General features: G+C 67.5%; 9 protein-coding genes. 2 read left to right on the forward strand and 7 right to left on the reverse strand.

Going from position 1 to position 14,168, the window contains the following annotated elements; all coding sequences use genetic code 11:
• Positions 1 to 6 precede the first annotated feature (6 nt).
• Positions 7 to 741 (reverse strand): glycosyltransferase, encoded by a 735-nt coding sequence (locus V6X30_RS02865; RefSeq protein WP_367983126.1) that lies wholly within the window; start codon positions 739 to 741, stop codon positions 7 to 9.
• A gap of 110 nt (positions 742 to 851) precedes the next feature.
• Here V6X30_RS02865 and V6X30_RS02870 point away from each other — a divergent pair, with 110 nt between their 5' ends.
• Positions 852 to 1,931 (forward strand): alpha/beta hydrolase, encoded by a 1,080-nt coding sequence (locus V6X30_RS02870; RefSeq protein ID WP_367983127.1) that lies wholly within the window; start codon positions 852 to 854, stop codon positions 1,929 to 1,931.
• A gap of 21 nt (positions 1,932 to 1,952) precedes the next feature.
• On the opposite strand, the gene V6X30_RS02875 is transcribed toward V6X30_RS02870, so the two are convergent.
• Entirely contained in the window at positions 1,953 to 2,456 is a 504-nt protein-coding gene (locus tag V6X30_RS02875) for a DUF1289 domain-containing protein (protein WP_367983128.1), read from the reverse strand.
• Positions 2,457 to 2,598: 142 nt separating this feature from the next.
• On the opposite strand from V6X30_RS02875, the gene V6X30_RS02880 reads away from it, so the two are divergent.
• Complete coding sequence (locus V6X30_RS02880) at positions 2,599 to 3,609, forward strand: helix-turn-helix transcriptional regulator (protein WP_367983129.1); 1,011 nt, start codon at positions 2,599 to 2,601, stop codon at positions 3,607 to 3,609.
• Here V6X30_RS02880 and recD read toward each other — a convergent pair.
• The 5 genes from recD to V6X30_RS02905 all read right to left on the reverse strand — a co-directional run bounded on the left by recD (position 3,604) and on the right by V6X30_RS02905 (position 14,140).
• Positions 3,604 to 5,505: an exodeoxyribonuclease V subunit alpha gene (gene recD, locus V6X30_RS02885; RefSeq protein ID WP_367983131.1), complete on the reverse strand. Its 1,902-nt coding sequence runs from the start codon at positions 5,503 to 5,505 to the stop codon at positions 3,604 to 3,606. The genes V6X30_RS02880 and recD overlap by 6 nt on opposite strands.
• Positions 5,495 to 9,256 carry an exodeoxyribonuclease V subunit beta gene (recB, locus tag V6X30_RS02890; protein WP_367983133.1) on the reverse strand — a complete coding sequence of 1,254 codons (3,762 nt, stop codon included), beginning with the start codon at positions 9,254 to 9,256 and terminating at the stop codon, positions 5,495 to 5,497. The genes recD and recB overlap by 11 nt, the downstream gene beginning before the upstream one ends.
• The gene (recC, locus tag V6X30_RS02895) at positions 9,253 to 12,753 is read right to left on the reverse strand and encodes an exodeoxyribonuclease V subunit gamma (RefSeq protein ID WP_367983135.1); all 3,501 of its coding nucleotides are present in this window, start codon (positions 12,751 to 12,753) and stop codon (positions 9,253 to 9,255) included. Before recC ends, recB begins: the two co-directional genes overlap by 4 nt.
• Before the next feature lie 90 nt (positions 12,754 to 12,843).
• Positions 12,844 to 13,155: a P-II family nitrogen regulator gene (locus V6X30_RS02900; protein WP_367966459.1), complete on the reverse strand. Its 312-nt coding sequence runs from the start codon at positions 13,153 to 13,155 to the stop codon at positions 12,844 to 12,846.
• A gap of 4 nt (positions 13,156 to 13,159) precedes the next feature.
• A complete protein-coding gene (locus tag V6X30_RS02905) occupies positions 13,160 to 14,140 on the reverse strand; it encodes a sodium-dependent bicarbonate transport family permease (RefSeq protein WP_367983136.1) in 981 nt (326 codons plus the stop codon).
• Positions 14,141 to 14,168 lie beyond the last annotated feature (28 nt).

Genomic DNA, 14,168 nt, shown 5'->3' on the forward strand with positions numbered 1-14,168 from the left:
CCTCGCTCAGGGGCGCCGGTACCAGAACCAGCTCAACCGCTTGAAATGCCCGGCCCACGGAAAGAGCACAAAGGTGAACAGCACCAGCGCGTGCTGCCATGGCTTGAACCACTCGACCTTGCGGGCGGAGCTGATCACCGGCGACACATCGAGGATGCGGAAATCCAGTCCGCGGGCGCGGGCGGCTCGGCGAAGTGCCCGCGAGTAGCCGAGCTCGTCGCCGGCATAGAGCCTTTCGTTGAACCCACCGATGGCCCGGTGCAGATCGGCGCGGGCGAATACGAAGCATCCGGCCGCCAGCCGCAGGTGGCGGGACAGGGCGTTCCACGCCGCGAGACCCAGGCGCTGTCCGGTGGAGTCCAGCCGGTCAAAGCCGATCGGCGCGCCACCGCCAGCGCAGCCATGCTTGATTGCCAGACAGACAGCGTTCAGCTGCGCTGGTGTGACCTGCGTGTCGGCATCGACGAACAGCAGCCAGTCGCCACGCGCCGCTGAGGCGCCGGCATTCCGCGCGCTTGCGATGCGGTGCTCTGGTTCATGGACCACCCGTACTCCGGCGGCGCGGGCCAGGGCGGCGGTTTCATCGCTGGAGTCGTTGTCGACGACGATGATCTCCGAGCGCAGTGGCAGTCCTGCCACCGCGTGCTGCAGTGCCTTGATCGTTTTCGGGAGGTAGTCGGCCTCATTCCACGCCGGAATGATGACGGAGATCCCGCGGTTGTCGGGAGACTCAGGAGGCAAAGGCGTGACTCACCCGGCGTCTCAGGGGCGGTAGGGCGATGTCCAGAATTGCCTGTGCGATGCGCATACCCGAAGGCTACACCCCTGTCCCGCTGTGCGAAAATCCGGTCATGCATAGCGCTTACACACAACCGATCGCCCGCCTCCAGGCGCTTGTCGTCGCCATCGCACTGGTTGGCTTGACGGCGGATGCGTCGGCGCTTGACCGGGGGCTGCGGCTCGATCCCGTTGCCTTGCGTGATGCCCCGGCACCGACGCCCGGAGAGTCGACCGTGTATGCCGCCACGCCCCACCGCCTCGTTATGCCTGACGGCACGGCGCTCCCCTTGAGGCGTTGGGGGCCGGCGCCGGAGGCCGGTCAAGCGCCCGACGCGGTGGTTCTCGGGCTGCACGGGTTCAATGATCACGCCGGGGCGTTCATTGCCACGGCCCGGGCCCTGAGTGCGGCCGGCATGGCCGTCTACGCCTATGACCAGCGCGGCTTTGGTGGATCGGATCAGCGCGGCGACTGGCCGGGCGCCGGTCAACTCGTCTCGGACGCCCGCTGGGCACTCACCCAGCTGCGTCATCGATACCCGGACACACCCATCCATCTCGTCGGCCTGAGTATGGGCGGTGCGGTGGCGAGCCTGCTCATGGACCGCTCGCCGGCGCCCAAGGTGGACAGCGCGGTGCTGGTGGCACCGGCATTCTGGGGCCGGGGTGTCATGCCCTGGTATCAGCGCTTCGCCCTCTGGGCGGGTGAGCAGGTCGCCCCTGATCTCACCCTGAGCAGTGAGACCCTCGACATAGAGCCGACGGACGATCCTGCGGTGATGCAGGCGCTCGGCGACGACCCGCGCTGGATCCGGGCGCCCAGTGTTGACGCAATGGCGGGAGTTGCCGATCTCATGGACCGCGCGCTGCGGGCGCTGCCGCGCTTTGATGGCCCACCGACGCTGATCCAGTACGGCGGTATGGATGAGGTGATTCCCGCCGAGGCGGCCTGCGCCATGTTCAGCGCGCTGCCAGCCGGCGCGCCATGGCGGGCGGCGTTTTACCCGGATGGCTATCACATGCTCACCCGCTACAGCGGATCGGCCGCGGTGATGTCCGATATCCGCGTCTTTCTCACCGACTCTGGGTCGGTGCTGCCCTCCGGCCGAGGCATTGGTCAGACGGCTGCCCGCCAGGCCGTCTGCGATGACTGAGCATGTTGAGGGGTGAGGCGCCTAGTGGACGCCCCGGGCGGCGGGCTGGCGCGAGGGGTTGAGCGCCCGGGCGTGTTCCCCGGGTGGCAGGCCACGGGCGAGGGCCTCGGCTTCCCGGGCCCGGCGTGCCGCCTTCTTGGCCTTTTTGGCCAGTTTGCGGGCCTTCTTCCAGGTCTTCCTGGCTTGCTTGGCGGCGTCGGTATCCACGATGGGTAGTGGTGCATCCCGTGCAAGGATGGGCTCGCCCAGATCGAGGGAGTCGGGTGTGACGCGCACGGGCGTGGCCGGTGGATGCGCCGGCACCGCGGCGGCCTGCTTTTTCGCCTTGCGACGCGCCTTCTTGCTGGGGATTGCCTGATCGCCAAGGGCGGCGAGTCGAGCCGCGGACTGGCTGACCACTTCACGGCGTTCGGATTTCTTCATCTTCTTCCAGCGCTTTTTCTCTGCACGCAGTCTGCCGCAGGACAGGCAGACCTGATCACGGAATTTGCAGACACCGGTACAGGGGTTCGACGCGGAGGCCATCCTGGCTCCTGATTGAGAATGATTCCTGATTGTGTGGCGATGTATGCCGCAGGTCAAGACGGTCCGGGCACCGTGGATTTCCCTTTCCCATGCCCTGAGCAGTAGGATCGGTAGAGGACGGGCATTCAGGGATAAGAAAGCCATGACGGATACGCTGCTGCGCCAGTGGGTCATGCTGCGGCAGATCCCCCGCTACCCGCGCAAGGTCACCGTTCGGGCATTGCGGACACAGCTTCTCGAGCAGGGTTACGCCGTCACCGAGCGCACCATCCAGCGCGACCTGCTGCGTCTATCCGGCGCGCTCTTCGGCCTCTTGCTGGACGATCGCAGCCGACCCCATGGATGGTCCTGGGACCGAGACGCCGCACAGCTGGACATTCCCGGCATGGAGCCGCAGACCGCGCTCGCATTCAAGCTCGCGGAGCATTTCTCCGGGCAGCTCATGGCCCCGGCGACGCTGAATGCGCTGGCGCCGTATTTCCAGCGGGCCGGGGCCGTCCTCGCCGAAATGGACAGCCCGGTGAGCGCCTGGCCGGAGAAAATCCAGACCGTCACCCGCGGCCAGACACTGATCGCGCCGGCCATTGATCCGATCATTCTCGAGACGGTCTACGACGCGCTCTTTAATGACCGGCAGTTCCGCGCCCGATACCACCGTCGTTACGATGACAGTGTTCACGACTACGTCATTCATCCGCTTGGCATTGTCTTCCGCGATGGCGTGGTTTACCTGATCTGCAGGCGGTACGGCCGCGAGGGGATCGCGCAGATGGCGCTGCATCGGATGCAGTCGGCGGAGCCGCTGGATGCACCGGCGGAACGTCCGGCGGATTTCGATCTGCAGCGCTACATCGAGGACGGCGGGCTGGATTTCAGGATGGGGCGGCAGCCCCTGCGCCTTGAGTTGATGCTGGATCCCGCCACGGCGGTTCACCTTGCGGAGACGCCCCTCAGCGATGATCAGCAAATGACCGAGTCCGTTGACGGGCGAATGCAGCTCCGCGCCAGCGTGGCGGATACCGCCCAGGTCCGCTGGTGGCTGCTGGGGCTCGGTGATCAGGTCGAAGTGATCGCTCCGGAGACGCTCCGCGATGAGATCGCCGAGCGACTCAATCGGGCGGCGGGGCAGTATCGCCGTCCTGATGGATCATGACGGGCCCGGGTGTGCGATCACCGAATGGCGCCTGGCCCGGGTGACCGCCGTGTAGAGCAGCTCGCGGCCGGCCAGCCGGAGTTCCGGCCGGGGCAGGACGACCAGGACGTCCTCGAATTCCGATCCCTGGGACTTATGCACGGTCATGGCGAACACCGTCTCCACGGCCTCCAGTCGACTGGGGAGAAAGAGGCGGATGCCCTGATCCGGCAGCTCGAAGGCGACGCGCAGGCGTGGTTCCTCCTCGCCGGGCAAGCGCGTCTCCAGGCAGATCCCCACGTCACCGTTCATGAGACCCAGCTCATAGTCATTGCGCACCACCATGACCGGGCGGCCCTCGAACCATCCCGTATCCCGGGCGATCCGACCGTCGGCCTTGAGCCGCCGGGCAATGCGTTCATTGAGCCCGCTGACGCCCAGCCGTCCCTGGCGGACAACGGCGAGCACCTGGAAAGCCGCGAAGGCCTGTAGGACGTCCCGAGCCCAGGCACTGGTCGCCTCCCAGTCATCCGTCGCCGGGCGTGTGCCATGCAATCGGTCCAGATACGGGTGATAGCCCTCGGCGCCGGCGGCGTCGATTCGGGCATCGGTGGCGTCGCGCAGTGGCATGCGCCGGATATCATCGTCATCGCCATCGAGCAGGGCGGCGGCGCGCGGATAATCGTCCAGGCGCACGGATTCGGCGAAGGCGCCGATGCCGCTCCCGGCGCTGAATCGCCGGCTCTCGCGAAGCTTGACGATATGCTGCTGCAAGTCGTCGCCCTTCGCCTTCCAGGCGCTGATGTCATCACCACTGGCATCCGCCACCCAGGCGATGGTCTCCGCGGTGTAGTTGCCCTCATCGGCGCCCCTGCAGAGCTCACCGAGCACCGCCCCGGCTTCCACGGAGGCGAGCTGGTCCTTATCACCGAGCAACACCAGGGTGGTCTCCGGGCGCAGGGCGTCGAGTAGTCGGGCCGTGAGTTCCTGGTCGATCATCGACGCCTCGTCGACCACCACCAGATCGGCATGCAGGGGGTTATGACGGTCATGCCGGAACAGCCGGCTGCCGGGGCGCGGGCCGAGCAGCCGATGCAGGGTGCTGACCTCGCGGGGAATGGCCGCGCGAATGGATTCGGGCAGGGGTAGGGCGTCGATCTCGGCGCTGATGGATTCACCGAGCCGCGCTGCCGCCTTGCCCGTGGGGGCGGCCAGGCGGATGCGCAGGGGCTGGTCCGGCTCGGTATCCATGCGCTGGGACTGCAGCAGGCCGAGCAGGCGCAGGACGGTACGCGTCTTTCCGGTGCCCGGCCCGCCGGTGATGAGGGTAAAGCGCGACCGGCTTGCCAGCGCGCAGGCCACCCGCTGCCAGTCAGGTTGCTTCTCCTGCGGCGGGAAGAGCGTATCCAGTCGACTGCGAAGACCGGGCAGCGTCTGTTTCGGGGCGTTAAGGCGGGCATCCAGCGCCGCCCGGATGAGCTGCTCGTTGGCCCAGTAGCGGCGCAGGTAGAGATGATGGCCGTCGAGTACAAGGGGCGCTATCCCGGTGTCGTCTGTCGTGGCGGGATCGGGCACATCGACCACGGCCGATTCGGTCAGCGCCTGCACGGCGTCGGTCAGAGCCAGCGCATTCAGCCAGCGCGCCGGGCCGTCGGCTTCACTCGCCTCTTCCGGGGGGTCCGGCCAGAGGCTCTGCGGTTCGCGAAGGGCCGCGTCCAGATCCAGCCGGGTATGCCCCTCGCCCACCTGGCGACTCGCGAGGGCCGCCAGGCTCAGGACGGTGTCGCTGCGCTCGCCGCCGTCCTCGGCCAGGAGCGCGGCAAAGGCGGTATCCGTGCCGCGCAGCCAGCCGTCGGACACCCAGCGGAGGAGCCGGTGGGGAAGTCGCCCGCTGCGGGGCAAGGCCTCATTGCTCATGGCGCACCTCGTGGCGGAACAGGGCATCCAGTTCCTCGACCATCGCGCGTTCCGGTCGCTCGGCATGCAGCCCGCGGCTTGGATGGTGGATGCCGCGCAGGAACCAGCAGATGGCACCGCCGACATGCTGGTCATAGTCGTATTCATCCCCCAGCCGAGCGCGCAGCAGGCGATGCAGCGCCAGCAGGTAGAGGGCGTACTGGGCGTCATAGCGCTTGTCCATGACAGCGGCGCGCAGACTGTCCGCGTTGTAGTCGCGATCGGCAGGGCCCAGGTTGTTCGACTTGTAGTCCATCACCCAGTACCGCCCGCCATGCACGAACACGAGATCGATGTATCCCTTGATCATGCCGTTGAGGTCATTCTCGCCAAGGGCGGGCCGGCCGGCGTCATCCAGTGTGTGACGGCGGATGACGGCGTCGATCTCGAGGGCGCGGACGTTGCCGACCGAGACGAGGAACTCCATTTCAGCGATGAAATCACCCGGTCCCAGATCGGCAAGACACAGCGCTGGACTATCCGGCAGCGGCACCGGCGTTGCGGTGACCTCACTAAGCCATTGTTGGACGACCGGCCGCCATGCCTGCCAGCGTCCCGTATTGAGGCTGCGCTCGAGCACCTGCCGGAAAGGCGGTTCATCCGCGCCGGGGAACTGCCGTGCCGCCAGCGACTCGAGGAGATTGTGGACCAGCGTGCCGGTGGCCGGGCCGGGGGGAACGGCATGGGGGCTTTCCGGGTCGGGCACGAGGCGTCCGGGCGGTTTTGGTGGAGCCGTTGGGTGGCGTTCATCGGCGACGGCCTCTTCCAGCACCGCCTCCTGCGCACTCCCGGGTGTCCAGGCCTTCGGCCCCTCGGCCACCAGCGCGCTGTAACTGGCGATCCACCAGTTCTCCGAACTGGGGGGCTGGCCATGGTAGCGCCGGGCCGAGGCCATTGCCGGCCTGACATCGGTCGCCGCCTCATGGCATTCCATGCGGCCAGGTGGCGTGACCCCTTCGGTGGCCATGCCGGCATCGCCCTGGGTGGCCCTGTCGAGACAGTCTGCCACCGCCTCGGGGGCGGCCTTCTCCGGACAACCGATCAGGCAGCCGATGGCCGAGCGGTCCAGCACGACTGTTCTGGCGCCGGATCGGGCGCTCGGGCGTACGGCGGCCATACCCAGCCAGCAGGCATGGATGGCGCGGGTGATGCCGACGTAGAGCAGCCGCATATCCTCGGCGAGACGACGGTGCTCGGCCGCATCCTCGTCTTTCTTCGTTGGCTCGAAGGTGATGGTGACCTCATCTCCGTCATGATCCACCCAGGGTGCGCCGTCCTGCTTCGTCCGGTAGGCGCAGACGAACGGCATGAACACCAGCGGGTACTCCAGGCCCTTCGACTTGTGCAGCGTGATGACTTTGATGAGCGCGGCATCGCTCTCGAGGCGGAGGATCCGCTCGTCGGGAGTGGTCTCGCCATCGTCGTTAATGGCCTCCTCGAGCCAGCGGATGACACTGGCCGGTCCATCCAGTCCCGCCGCGGCATCCTGCAGCAACTCGCTGATCTGCAGAAGGTTGCTGAGCCGGCGCTCGCCGCCCGGACGCGCCAGCAGGCGCGGTGCCACGGCATGGTCGTGGATCAGTCGGCGTAGCGCCGGGAGGATGCCGCGCCGCTGCCACAACCCCGCATAGTCGTGGAACTGCTCAAGGGCCGCCTCCCAGCGGGCATCGCTGCTGAACAGCGCATCCAGTGTTCTCCAGTCCCATGCCAGGCTGGCCGTGCCGAGCGCGGTGCGGACCTGCCGTTCCGACTCCGGCTCGGCCATCGCCTGCAGCCAGCGCAGCACATCCTGCGCCTCGGGGGTCTGCAGGACATTATCGCGGTCGGAGAGATAGACCGAGGTCAGGCCATGGCGGTTCAGGGCGGCGCGGATGAGCTCGGCCTCCTTGCCGGTACGCACCAGGATCGCGATATCCGCCGGACGCACCGGACGGGGTGGCCCATCGCCACGGAACCCGGCCTCGCCCCGACGGCCCTTGTCGAGTAGCGCCTGGATTCTTTCGGCGCCGATTTCCGCCATCTCCCGGCGATACCGCGGGATGGGGATGCTCTCCGCGCCGCCATCCTCGCCGTGGGCCTCGAGGTGCCAGAATGTCAGTGCCGGCGGCTGCTGTCCGTCGATCTCAAGCCGATCCTGGCGACCCTTGGCCGCCACGCGGTGGAAACCGATGCCCTTCTCCAGAAACTGGCCGGGAGCCAGCGGGGAGTGACCGAAGAGCGCATTGACCGCATTGACCATGTCGGCGCTGGAGCGGTAGTTGCGGGCGAGGGTATGGCGCTGCGCGTCGGGCACGTCCTCCGCCGCCGCGAGGTAGGTCGCGAGATCCGCGCCGCGGAAGCCATAGATCGCCTGCTTGGGGTCTCCGATCAGGAACAGGCCGGTGGCGCCGCTGGTGGACTCGCCATCGGCATCGTCCCGGTAGACGGTATTGAGGATCGCGTACTGCACGCGGTCGGTGTCCTGGAACTCGTCCACCAGTGCGACCGGGAACTGCTCTCGGATGACGCGCGCCAGTCGCGCCCCGCCCGTGGATCCCGCGAGGGCATCGCGCAGGCGGGTGAGCATGTCGCTAAAACCGATGATGCCGCGTTGGCGGCGGGTCTCTTCCACCCGATGATCGACCCATCGCGCCGCATGGGCGTAAAGCGCCGGCGCCATGCCCGCCAGGTCGGTCTGAAGCGCGTTGAGTGCATCAATCGCCTCGACTGCCGGATGGCCGGCGAGTGTCTCTGGCAGTGTCTGGTTTCTCCGGCAGGCCTTGCTGAGTGCCTCGGTGCCAAGCTGGCTGAGGTCGATGTCGGGTAGCCGGGGGCCGTCGCTGCTGAGCCATTCCCGAAGCGCCGGCTCGAGACGATTGCGCCAGGTATCCGGCTTCGGGCGATTGCCTCGCGAGAGAATCTTAGCCTCCCACGCCGACTCCAGCGCCTCGCTGAGGCTGTCCAATCCCTCGCCATTCGGGCCGAGTGCGCGGCGCAGCCCATCGATCGCGGCTCGCCAGTCGGTGGCCATGGCCTGCACCGCCCTGGTGGGGGCGTCCGCCGGCGTCTCGGCGAGTATCTCGCTGCGGCCCAGCAGCGGGCGGAGCCTGCGGGCGAAGGCGCCCGGCGAGCGCGCCGAACCACCCTTACCGACGGAGAGCACGACGCCCAGTGCCGCCAGCGCCCCGCCGTCGAGCGGATAGACATGGACACGCCAGTAATCCTCGATCGCCTCACGCTGGATGAGCGATTCGTCAGCGGAGAGCTCAAGGTCGAAGGCGTTTCCTGAGTCGAAGGCATGTTGCCTGAGCATCCGCTGACAGAAGCCATGAATGGTGTAGATGGCGGCCTCGTCCATCCAGTCGGCGGCGGCGCGCAGGTGATCGGCATGGCGCTCGCGCTCCGGCGCATCCGGGTAGGCGGCCAGCAGTCCCATCAATACGGCATCCGCCGGATCGGGCGCCTCCACGCCGGCAAAGCAGCGCGCCGCCTGGGCCAGGCGATCGCGGATGCGCTCGCGCAGCTCCTTGGTGGCATCCCGGGTGAAGGTCATCACCAGGATCTGCGGCGGCAGCATGGGGGCGCGGTCGGGATTGGCCGGATCGTGGCCGAGGACCAGGCGCAGGTAGAGCGCGGCCAGGGTGAAGGTCTTGCCGGTGCCGGCACTTGCCTCGATGAGATGTCGGCCATCGAGGGGTGTCGTGAGCGGGTCGAGGGGGATCGGGTGGGTCATCCTTCGCCCTCCCGGCCGAGATGATCGATAAGGGGCTGATGGAGCCGGGCGGCCCAGTAGGCGAAAAGCGTTTCTTCGGCGTGTCGCGGCTCAAGCAGCGAGGCGGCATCCGGGAAGCAGCGGCGTAGTGCGCCACTGCCGGCGTAATCCACCTCGCCGGTCTGGTTCGGGTTGCCCTCGTAGAACGGGGCGATGGATTCTGCCGAGAGTGGCTTTTTGTGCGCTTCGGCGAGATACCGGAAAACCGTGCGCTGGGGCAGGGGGAGGGGGCGCTCGAGTCCGGCAATCCAGCCGGCGAGCAGCCAGTCAAGCCTCTCCGTGGCCGTCTCGGTATCGAGGGCCGGGAACGGATACTCGCCATCATGCCCCACAATGATGGTCTCGCAGTTGATCGAACCGGCGTTTATGGCCACATGGGCCAGCCATTCCGGTATGAGTCTCGGGTAGTGGGGGTTGCCGTCTTTGCGGGTATCGCCTGCCTTCAGGATGAGTCGGATCAGACGACCATCTGTCAGGCGGCAGAGACCCGTTGCCCAGTCCTCGATCCGGAAGACCTGCCCGCTCACTTCTCTAAGCAGCTGGAGTTCCTGCGCAGGCTCGTGCCCGGCGACTTCCGCCATCCAGCGCTGCCAGCGGGCGGCCGCCTGCTGCGCGCCGTTCCTGGCCTCGTCCAGGAGCAGATGGCCCATGCCGCCCACTGGTAGCCGACCGGCGCGCCGCAGCCGCTCGCCAGCGGCCTCGATCGCCGCCGCCGGGTCATCCGGCAGCGGGTCTTGTCTGAGCGGGGCAAGCAGCGCCTCATGCAGCGCATGCGCATCCAGTCCGTCGAGCTCGAAGGGCTCGGTCTCCGGGGTCACCTCGCCGGTTTCGTCAAAGCGCAGTTTGAGCCGTTCGGCGAGGAAGTGCCCGGCCGGGTCGCGGAGGAAACGGCTCAGATCCCGCAGGCTGATGGGGTGGGGGTCGGAGAGCGCCGGCGGCGGGAGCGTGTCAGGGCAGGCGGCATCCCCGGGCAGCGCTGCCTTGTCGGTCGCCGCCGTCTCCCACTCCCGGGCATAGGTGAAGTATTCGCCCTCGCCGGTATAACGCGCGCTGAAGGGCTGCAGGGGATGATCCACGGTGAGCGCAGTGCTCGCTGTAACCCGTCCGCTCCTGTTCCCGCCCTCGGGCCCGGACAGTCGCCAGCCGCGATCCAGATGATCACGCAGCTGGCTGACCAGCACCGACGGCGGCAGTTCGCTGTCGTCCCGCGGGTTGCGGCCGATCCAGCTCAGATGAAGACGCTCACGGGCGGCGAGCAGCGCCTCGAGAAAGAGGTAGCGATCGTCCTCACGGCCCGAGCGATCGCCCGGGCGGTACTGTCCCGACGCTGCCATCAGGTCGAAATCCGCCGGCGGCCGCGTGCGCGGGTAGTCGCCCTCGTTCATCCCGAGCAGGCAGACCATGCGAAAGGGGATGCTGCGCATCGGCATCATGGTGCAGATATTCACGCGCCCGGCCAGGAAGCGCTGGGTCGGGCCCTCATCCTCCAGCGCGCCGAGCCAGACATCGCGGGCCACCGCGAGCGGGACCGGTTCGTCGAACTGTGCCTCCTCGCAGGCCGCGACCCATTTCCGCAGTGCGTCGGTTATGCGCGCTTCCAGTGCCAGCTCGTCGGTCGCCTCCAGGGCGAAGCAGTCGGCGAGCAGGGTCTCCAAGCGCTGAGCCCACTCGGCTGGCCGGCCTGGCTCGCTGAAGGCGGCGAGCTGGGCCTCGAGGGTATCCAGCAGGGCGCGCAGGGGGCCAAGCAGCGCGGCATCCAGACTGCCTACCTCGGGGTAGGGCTCAACGCCCTGCCAGGCATCGCCGCTGCCCACGGCATAACCGAGCAGCAGGCGGCGCAGGCCGAACCGCCAGCTGTTCTGCTCGAACGCGCCAGGCAGATCGAGCCGCTGGCGCTGCTGGCCATCAAGCCCCCAGCGGATGCCGGCCTCCCGGCACCACCGTCGCAGCAGCGCGACGTCGTCCTCGGACAGGCCGAAGCGCCGGCGGAATGGCGCCACCTCGAGCAGGTCCAGTACGTCGCCCAGGGTGAGCCGCGCGTTCGGCAGGTCGCTCAGCCGGGCGAGGGCGGCCGCCACCGGCGCCTCACTGCGACTGCGGCGATCGCCGATGGTATAGGGGATATAGCGCGCGTCCCGGCTGTCCACCGTGCCGAATACCGCCTCGACCGCCGGGGCGTAGGCATCGACATCCGGGACCATGACGATAATGTCCCGCGGGCGAAGGGGGTGGCCTTCGCGGTCGGCCCGCTCGAAGGCCTCCAGCAGCCGGTCGTGGAGCACCTCGACTTCGCGCTGGCGACTGTGGGCGCGATGAAAACGGATGGAGTCGTCCACGCCCAGTGGGCGTTCTTCGCCCGGCGCAGGCAGCGGTGTCAGCGCGTAGATGTCCTGCTGGAGCTGCTGGAGAAGCGGCGCGGATTCGATATCGGTGGTGTCGCCGATCGGCGGCTCGAAAAGATCAATGGACTGGAACCAGTCCCGGTAGCGTTCAGGCTCGTCCAGCTCGGCGAGCAGGCCGATGAAGTCACGGCCCTGCTTGCCCCAGGCGGCGAGCAGCGGGTGGCCGGGTGTGCCCGTCCTGCGCTGATGGCGTTGCCGGTCGAGCCTGAGCAGTTCGCGATCTTCGATCAGATCCGCCCAGAAATAGCCCGAGGGGTTCTGGATCAGTTGCAGGATCTGGGTGTGACGGGAGAGGGCGTGCAGCGCCTCCAGGACCGGGCGGGGCATGGAGGTGATCCCGAAAACCGTCAGACGTCGTGGCAGCGCGGCGAAATGACCCGGCTCCGCGGCATCGAGCGCGGCGATGAATCTCGTCTGGATACCGGGGCGAGAGAGTGTGCGGGCGGCCTCGCCCATGTCGGCATGCAGGGCCCGCCACAGCGCCGGTTGCCAGTGCTGGTCCGCCGCCATTGCCAGCGCCTCGCCACGGGCGCTGCGGAGCTCGTCACGCCCCTCGAGCCAGTCAGCGAGCCAGTCCGGCCGGTAGACCTGGTACTGGTCGTAGAGATCCGCCAGGCGCCGGGCGAGCTGGTAGCGTTTGCGCTGGTCCGTATCCCCGGCGAGGAAGCGGATCAGCGGGGCGAACGTCTCGGGATCGGCGTCGAGCAGGTCGGGCAGCAGTCGGTAGATCCGCCACTGCAGACGTTGCTTCTCGAATGGCGAGGTCTCCGGCACCTCGCTCGCGCCCAGTACCGTTCGGTAGGACTGCCAGAGGAAGGACTGCGGGAGGACGAAGCGCTGGGCCGCCGCAATGCCGCAACCGGCGGCGTCGGGCGTCTGCTCGGCGGCGAAGGCGAGCTTGAGCCACTGCGCCATGCCATTGGACTGGATGAGCACGGTCTCGTGCTCCAGCGGGTTGAGTGGATGATCATGCAGGTGAGTGACCGCCAGATCCCGCAGCGTCTCGAGCCGGTTGGCGTGTATCTGGGCAAAGCCGGGCGGAAAGGCATCGTTCATCCGGAGAGCGTTCCATGCCAGCGCGTCATTCGTCCATCCTAATCGTCTCGCGCGACAACTGCTGACGCAGCCGGATGATGGCGTGCCGGCCTAGAAGCGTTCCGCTCGCAGCACCTCGCAGTCGACCACGCTGACGACGCCAATGTGCCGCTCGACGACCGCGAAGGCGGCATCAAGCAGTGTATCCACACGCTCTGGCCGGACGATGCAGACTACGTTGACCATGCCACCGACGCGGCTGATCTGGCCCTCACCGCTCCAGTGGCCGGACCGGCCCGAGCCACCCAGCACCGGCAGCACGCTGAATCCGGTCACGCCGGCCTTGATCAGTGCCGCACTCAGGCGCTCCTCCATGATCGACTCGATAATGATCTCGACGCGCTTCGCCTTGTGGGTCTGCATGGCATCAGCCTCCGGTCAGCGTCTGCGACACCGCGAGATAGATCGGGATGCCGAGGGTGAGGTTGAAAGGGAAGGTTACACCCAATGACAGGGTGAGGTAGATGGACGGGTTGGCCTCAGGCAACGCCACCCGCATAGCCGCCGGCACCGCGATGTAGGACGCCGACGCCGCCAGCGTCATGAAAAGCAGGACACCGCCCGGGCTCAGCCCGAGCAGCAGGCCCGCGGCGAGGCCAAACACGGAGCCGATCAGCGGCATCACCAGACCGAAGGCGAACAGACCGGCGGTGAGTACGGATTTCGCCTCGCGCAGGCCGCGTCCGGCCACCAGCCCCATGTCGAGCAGGAACAGGCAGAGCACACCCTGGAACGGCGCCTGGATGAACGGGGCGATCATGTTCATCCCCTCGTCGCCGGTGATCCAGCCGATCAGGAACGAGCCCACCAGCAGCACGATGGAGCCGTTCAGCAGGATCTCGCGGACGAGGCCTTCCTCCATTCCGGCGGATTCCTTGCCAAAGCGGGCGATGATCCAGAGCGCCGAGAGGATCGCCGGTGCTTCCATGACCGCGGCCACCGCGACCATGTAGCCCTCCGGCGAGAGCCCGGCGGACTCTGCCACGGAGGTGGCGGCGACGAAGGTGACGATGGAGATCGAGCCATAGTGACCGGCCACGGCGGCGGCATCGGTGACCGAGAGTTTCGACATCACGCGGAGCAGACCAAAGGCCACCAGCGGAATGGCGAACGAGAGGATTATGCCCGCGATCAGCGACAGGATCAGGGTGGCATCGACGCCATGCGAGGCCACGCTTGCGCCACCCTTGAAGCCGATGGCGAACAGCAGGTAGATCGACAGGCCTTTGGCGATGGCCTCGGGAATCGAGAGATCCGATCGGGCAAATGCCGCGAGGACGCCGAGCACGAAGAAAAGAATGATCGGCGACGTCAGGTTGTTCGCCGCCAGCGCCAGTGTGCCTTCCATGTCTGCCCCGTCGTTTTTTTAAGGTCGT

It is taken from the genome of Spiribacter sp. 1M189 (assembly GCF_040838345.1).
Taxonomy (GTDB): domain Bacteria; phylum Pseudomonadota; class Gammaproteobacteria; order Nitrococcales; family Nitrococcaceae; genus Spiribacter; species Spiribacter insolitus.

What these genes read in the sequence shown, in the direction of transcription:
- recB (WP_367983133.1), bottom strand. Translation starts at nt 9,256, where the DNA reads ATGACCCACCCGATCCCCCTCGACCCGCTCACGACACCCCTCGATGGC.
- V6X30_RS02905 (WP_367983136.1), bottom strand. Translation starts at nt 14,140, where the DNA reads ATGGAAGGCACACTGGCGCTGGCGGCGAACAACCTGACGTCGCCGATC.
- V6X30_RS02870 (WP_367983127.1), top strand. Translation starts at nt 852, where the DNA reads ATGCATAGCGCTTACACACAACCGATCGCCCGCCTCCAGGCGCTTGTC.
- recD (WP_367983131.1), bottom strand. Translation starts at nt 5,505, where the DNA reads ATGAGCAATGAGGCCTTGCCCCGCAGCGGGCGACTTCCCCACCGGCTC.
- recC (WP_367983135.1), bottom strand. Translation starts at nt 12,753, where the DNA reads ATGAACGATGCCTTTCCGCCCGGCTTTGCCCAGATACACGCCAACCGG.
- V6X30_RS02875 (WP_367983128.1), bottom strand. Translation starts at nt 2,456, where the DNA reads ATGGCCTCCGCGTCGAACCCCTGTACCGGTGTCTGCAAATTCCGTGAT.
- V6X30_RS02880 (WP_367983129.1), top strand. Translation starts at nt 2,599, where the DNA reads ATGACGGATACGCTGCTGCGCCAGTGGGTCATGCTGCGGCAGATCCCC.
- V6X30_RS02900 (WP_367966459.1), bottom strand. Translation starts at nt 13,155, where the DNA reads ATGCAGACCCACAAGGCGAAGCGCGTCGAGATCATTATCGAGTCGATC.